5 protein-coding genes are annotated in these 5512 nt (G+C 71.4%); 1 reads left to right on the top strand and 4 read right to left on the bottom strand.

The window, feature by feature from the left end:
- Positions 1–55: 55 nt before the first annotated feature.
- On the bottom strand, positions 56–586 hold the full coding sequence (locus tag L0H79_RS20235; RefSeq protein WP_301486441.1) for a MarR family winged helix-turn-helix transcriptional regulator: 531 nt from the start codon (positions 584–586) through the stop codon (positions 56–58).
- A gap of 121 nt (positions 587–707) precedes the next feature.
- Between L0H79_RS20235 and L0H79_RS20230 the strand changes: the two genes are divergently transcribed.
- On the top strand, positions 708–2048 hold the full coding sequence (locus tag L0H79_RS20230; protein WP_301486440.1) for an MFS transporter: 1341 nt from the start codon (positions 708–710) through the stop codon (positions 2046–2048).
- Between the two features lie 198 nt (positions 2049–2246).
- Here L0H79_RS20230 and L0H79_RS20225 read toward each other — a convergent pair whose 3' ends face one another.
- From L0H79_RS20225 to L0H79_RS20215, 3 genes are all read right to left on the bottom strand, one after another.
- Complete coding sequence (locus L0H79_RS20225; RefSeq protein ID WP_301486439.1) at positions 2247–2639, bottom strand: hypothetical protein; 393 nt, start codon at positions 2637–2639, stop codon at positions 2247–2249.
- Positions 2636–3604, bottom strand: coding sequence for a PIG-L family deacetylase (locus tag L0H79_RS20220; RefSeq protein ID WP_301486438.1), 969 nt, complete (start codon positions 3602–3604; stop codon positions 2636–2638). The genes L0H79_RS20225 and L0H79_RS20220 overlap by 4 nt, the downstream gene beginning before the upstream one ends.
- Before the next feature lie 448 nt (positions 3605–4052).
- Entirely contained in the window at positions 4053–5198 is a 1146-nt protein-coding gene (locus L0H79_RS20215) for an aminotransferase class I/II-fold pyridoxal phosphate-dependent enzyme (protein WP_301486442.1), read from the bottom strand.
- Positions 5199–5512 lie beyond the last annotated feature (314 nt).

Here is a 5512-nt window from a genome sequence, read left to right as displayed (position 1 = left end):
AGTAGGGAACGACCTGCACAAACTCACGGACCGACACGACCACGACTCACACCCGTCACGACCGACGCGTGCCGGGAGACTCGACGGTCTCGTCGAGCCCGGTGATGACGACCTCGAGCAGGCGCGCAAGCTCGACCCGCTCGCCGTCGTCGAGATCGCGCAGGGTCTCGCTCTCGACCACGTTCGACTCGCGGGTCGAGTGGCTGAACAGCTCCCACCCGTCGTGGGTGAGCGAGACGAGGGTACGGGTGCGGTTCGTGGGGTCGGGCCGGCGCGCGACGAGGCCGCGTGCCGCCATCTTGTCGAGGCGGTGGGTCATCGAGGAGGGCGCGACGCTGGTCGCATCCGCGAGCTGCGACGGCGTCAGGCACTCGTCGCGGGCGGTGGCGAGTCCGGTCAGGACGGCCCACTCCCCCTGGGTGAGGTCGAGGTCGGCCAGCTGCCGGGAGTACCACTGGTCGAGCCGTTTGGTGACGGCGTAGATCGCGGTGATGACTCGTTGGACGGTCTCCTCGCCGCCCGCCGCGACGTAGGAGGCCACTGCCTTCCGGTGCCGCTCCGTCAGGCTCCTTGGCTTCGCTGCCATGCGTGGAATTGTGGCACGACCCTTCACATGTTAATGTTTCGATGTCGAACTTCGGCATCGAACCCTTCTTGCTCGAGGCGACCCGTTCACCGTCGACTCCCAGAAAGGGTGTGAATTCGTCATGCGCGCAAAGCTGCTCATCCTCGCCTCGTCCATCGGCATGTTGGGCTGGGGCGCCGTCCTGCCGTACCAGTACGCGTATGTCGCTGACACCCGCGGGTGGGGCTCGCTCGCTGCTGCGGCAGCCGCCTCCCTGTTCTCGGTCGGCGCGCTCGTCGCTGCACCGGTGGCGGGGCGGCTCAGCGACCGGTTCGACCCGGTCCGCGTTGCCGTGCTCGCCCAGCTGCTCGGCGCGGCGGGCGTCGCCAGCCTGGCCCTGTCCGACTCGCCGGCGACCTTCCTGGCCGGGATGTTCGTCTTCGGCCTGGGCCTGACCGCCGCGGTCCCGGCCAAGCAGGTCCTCGTCCTGCGGTGGGTCGCTCTCGAAGACCGGCGCAAGACCTTCGCCTACAAGTTCACCGGCGAGGCGGTCGGCATCGCCCTCGGAGCGTATGCCGCCGGGCGCCTCGTCGACCTCGGTGCGCCGAACGGCCTCGACATCGGGTTCCTCCTGGCCGCAGCGGGATTCGCGGTGTCTTCGGCGATGATCTGGGGGGCGGGGATCGGCGCCGGCAACCACCCCGACAACGGACTCGAGAGCCGTGCCGCAGCCACGGCGACGCCTCGTGAGGCGATGCGGGCCATCTTCGCCAGGCCTGCCCTGCGCTGGGTCGCGGTCATCACCGTGGCGCTGGCCCTCGCGTTCTACGCCCAGTTCGAGGCGGGTCTGCCGGCCTACGCGCTCACCGTGCTCCAGGTGGACGCGCAGACGATCGGCACGGCCGCGGCGGTCAACTCGATCGTCATCGTCGTGCTGCAGGTCGTCATCGTCCGGCTCACCGCGCACCGCAGCGCCCCGACCCTGCTCATGGCCGTGGGTGGGATCTGGACCCTTGCCTGGGTCATCCTGTCGACGGCCCAGCTCCAGCCGGGGATCGCCTCGGCCCTGTTCGTGATGACGTTCGGGATCTTCGCGGTCGGCGAGACGATGTACGCCCCGATCCTCAACCCGCTCACCGCCGCACTCGCGCCGCGCGGCATGGTCGGGCAGACGCTGGGCCTGTTCGCCGCGCTGCAGACGGTGTTCTTCGCGGTCGGTCCGATGGTGGCCGGGGTCCTGCTCGGTGCGGGGCTGGACAACGGGTTCCTCGTGCTGCACATCGCGATCAGCCTGTTTGCGGTCTACGCAGCGTGGCGCCTGCGGGGTGCGATGCGCCGCGAGCGGAGCCGGGCCGAGCTCGAGCCGGGTGAGGGCGCCGAGCTCGAGCCGGGTGAGGGCGCCGAGCTCGAGCCGGGTGAGGGCGCCGAGCTCCGGGCCGGTCCGGCGGCGCCAACCGCCGAGGATCACCCGCTGAGGGTTTGATCACCTGGAGGTCTCGGTCTCGTCAGCCTCGCTGTAGTCGAGCCGGAGGGCGAGGCGGCCGCGAAGCTCCCCGTGTCGTCGCCGAGCTCATCCGGCTCGAGCGGCCGCCGTTCCGGCCGGCCCGAAAGTCTTGGGTCGGCAGCGCCATGCGCAGCGCCATACGGTCGCGAGGCCGGTGGCGGCGACTGTCCTCCTGGCTCACTTCGTTGCGGCGATCGCCGTGACGAGGCGCTGTTGGTGGTCCTCGTGCAGGGCCAGGAGCGTGTGCAGCACGCGAGTGACGGCAACGACCTCGCACGGCGCGTCGCTGTCCTGCAGCTCGAGGATCGCGGCGGTGATGACTCGGGTCTCGGCCCGCATGGCCTGCGCCAGGGGCCTGGCGGCCGGGCACTGTTCGGCTCGGGTCAGCCAAGCCTCGTCCTGCTCGAGGTGGGGCAGCACCTCGAACAAGCAGTAGCGGGTCAGCTCGGCGCGGGCAGCCTCGAACGTGGTCGAGGTCTGGACCGCGTCGCGAAGCCGCAGGCCGGCGTTCATCAGCCCCAACCGGAGCCGGTCGTGGTCGGTGGGTGCGGTGACCGGTGGGCAGCTCATCGGGGTCGTGTTCTCAGGCGAGGGTGATCCGGATGTCCGGACAACCGGTGAGGCAGTGGTGCCACGAACCGCTCGGCCGGGGTCGAGCCCACGTTCTGTCCGCCCGTCTGCTCGGGTCGGTCGATGGTCAGCACATCGTCGCGGATCGCGATGGCGAACTGGTCGTCGCCGCGGTGCTCGATGCGTCTCGTGGCGCCTTCGGCCGCAGGTTCCGGTTGTGCAGTCCGGCCGACCTGGTACGAGGCCGGGCCGGGCGGGGTGCACGGTGCCGCGTCGGGGGCGCCACGCAGCCAACGCAGGTGCTCCAGGTCACCCAGCAGCTCGAGCCTGCGCCACAGCACACTGGTGGGCACCGCCTGGCTGCTGTGCTCGGCGCTGGCCGCCCGCTGACGGACTCGGTCCACCGGTAGCAGGAGGTCACCGGGCTCGGCCTCGCGGCCGATGAAACCCGCGTTGTACTCCTCGTTGAGCTGATCGGCGACCGCGTGTGGCAGGGTCCAGCCGAGCACCGGAAGGCCGAGCGTGTCGGCCGCTTCCAGTGCCGCGGTAGTGGCGGCGACGTGGTCCGGGTGTCCGGTGATCCCGTTGGGGTCGAAGACGACCAGCCCGCAGGCCCCCGCCGCCGTGGCCACCTGCGAGACGTCCTCAACCAGGGTCTGCCGCTGGACGGCGTCCAGGGAGCCGTCCGGGTGGTCTCTCAGTTGTGCCGAGGCCACCCCGAGAACTGCCGCGGCAGCCTGCAGCTCTGCGGCTCTGACTGTGGCCAGGTCGCCGGAGACGCCGCGGACGGTGGAGGCCTCGCCGTGGGTGAAGCACAGCACCGACACGCTCGACCCGGACCGTGCGAGGGCATCCAGCACGGCTCCGAGCCCGAAGGACTCGTCGTCCGGGTGAGCCACTACGGCCAGCACCGAACGCCAGTGGGGCACGGTCGGCCGTGGGGCCGAGACAGCCGTGCTGGTCATGTCCGCACCTCCTGGCGCCTGCGGCGCGCCCCGGCTCGGGCGCGCCGGGTGGGCCCCGCGCAATCGACTACTTTATACCCGGCGGGGTATTGTCATGTTACCTCGCAATGTCGAACGGCGCACATCTGTCCTCATCGAGGCGCCGTCTCCAACGACCCCATCGCCCCGCCGTTGACGATGGTCCCGGTGCGTGCGGCGCGGGTGCGTGCGGCGCGGCTCATTCCACCGACGAAAGCCGCCGGGGCAGCGATCAACAGGGGGCGGGGCGTAGCCACCACGAGCACCTCTGCGAAGCGGGTGCCGCCATCAGCCCCGGGTAAGCCGCAGCAGGGCGACCACCAGCCCTTCTGGCCAACAGCATTCGGAGAACCAACGGTGGACCCCGACCAGCTCGGCTCGGGCCGCCCCCCGATGGGGGCGGCGTCGAGCCGGCCGTTCGCGGGATTCGTCAGCGGGACTGGAATGCCTCGACCCGGTCGATCGCCTCGGCGACCGCCGTGCTGCCGGCCGCGAAGCTGAGCCGCACGCACCGAGCGCCGTTCCGCTCGTCGAAGTCGAGCCCCGGCGTGACGGCCACGCCCCCGTCCTCGAGCAGGGCCGACGCGTATGCCGCCGAGGCGCCGAAGCGCTCGAGCCGGCTCCCGAGGTCGGCGTAGTAGTAGAACGCGCCGTCCGCCGGGGCCGCCTCGCCCCACCCGAGCCGGGCCGCATTGTCGAGCAGCAGCTTCCGGGTCCGGGCGAACTCCTCGACGGCGGCCTCGCACTCGCGGTACGACTCCTCGGCGAAGGCGGCGACCGCGGCAAACTGGGCCGGGGCCGGCGGGCACAGGGCGACGTTGCCGGCGAGGGCGTCGACCGGCCGGACCAGCTCCTCGGGCAGCAGCAGCCAGCCGAGCCGCCAGCCGGTCATGCCCCAGTACTTGCTGAACGACGAGACGACGACGGCAGAATCGTCCAGCTCCCAGGCGCTGACGCCACGCGGGTCGGCGGCTCCAGGATCCGGGTACGTCACGCCGTGGTAGATCTCGTCGCTGATCAGGCGCACCCGGTTGGCCTGGCACCAGCCGGTGATCGCCGTCAGCTCGGCCCGGTCGACCATCGTCCCGGTCGGGTTCGCGGGTGAGGCGAGGATGACCCCCGCAAGCGGTGCCTCGCGGTGCGCCGTCTCGAGCAGCTCCGGCGTCGGCTGGTAGCGCACCTGCGGGCCGCAGTCGATGTCGACGACCTCGCAGCCGAGCGCCGCGAGGATGTTCCGGTAGGCCGGGTATCCCGGTCTGGCCAGCGCGACCCGGTCCCCCGCGTCGAACGCGGCGAGGAAGGCCAGGACGAAGCCACCCGACGAGCCCGTCGTGACCGCGACCCGCGCCGGGTCGACCTCGAGGCCGTACCACCGGTGGTAGTGCCCGGCGATCTCGCGACGCAGCTCGTGGATGCCGAGCGCCGACGTGTAGGTCAGGGGTCGGCCCGAGGCGTGCAGCTGCGCCGCGGCCTGCGACACGAGCGAGGGCGCGCCACCCGAGGGTTCGCCGGCGCAGAGCGAGATGACGTCCCTGCCCTGAGCACGCAGCACGGCGACCCGGTCGAGGACGTCCATGACCTGGAACGGCGTGACCGCCGAACGACCGGACACGGGCAGGGCTTCACGGAAGGTTGGGGTCAGCGAGGTCACCGGCCCAGTGTCCCGCAGTGAGCGGCATACGACTTCTGCGGCCGCACGTCCGTGTCGCGTGGCTGCTCGGGTCCGGTCCTGTCGTGGGTCCGGTCCTGTCGTGGGTGCGGTCCTGTCGTGGGTGCGGTCCTGTCGCAGGTGCGGTCCTGTCGCAGGTGCGGTCCTGTCGCAGGTGCGGTACGTCCACGTCCGGTCATGTCGCGCAGTGGTCACTCGGCGAGCACGAGCCGGCCGCACTG

Origin of the sequence: Intrasporangium sp. (assembly GCF_030452765.1) — a bacterium.
Lineage (GTDB): Bacteria > Actinomycetota > Actinomycetes > Actinomycetales > Dermatophilaceae > Intrasporangium_A.
This window is presented reverse-complemented; position numbering and strand designations above follow the sequence as displayed.

Excerpts from the sequence above, each read along its gene's own strand:
- L0H79_RS20220 (WP_301486438.1), bottom strand. The coding sequence starts at position 3,604 with ATGACCAGCACGGCTGTCTCGGCCCCACGGCCGACCGTGCCCCACTGG.
- L0H79_RS20225 (WP_301486439.1), bottom strand. The coding sequence starts at position 2,639 with ATGAGCTGCCCACCGGTCACCGCACCCACCGACCACGACCGGCTCCGG.
- L0H79_RS20230 (WP_301486440.1), top strand. The coding sequence starts at position 708 with ATGCGCGCAAAGCTGCTCATCCTCGCCTCGTCCATCGGCATGTTGGGC.
- L0H79_RS20215 (WP_301486442.1), bottom strand. The coding sequence starts at position 5,198 with ATGGACGTCCTCGACCGGGTCGCCGTGCTGCGTGCTCAGGGCAGGGAC.
- L0H79_RS20235 (WP_301486441.1), bottom strand. The coding sequence starts at position 586 with ATGGCAGCGAAGCCAAGGAGCCTGACGGAGCGGCACCGGAAGGCAGTG.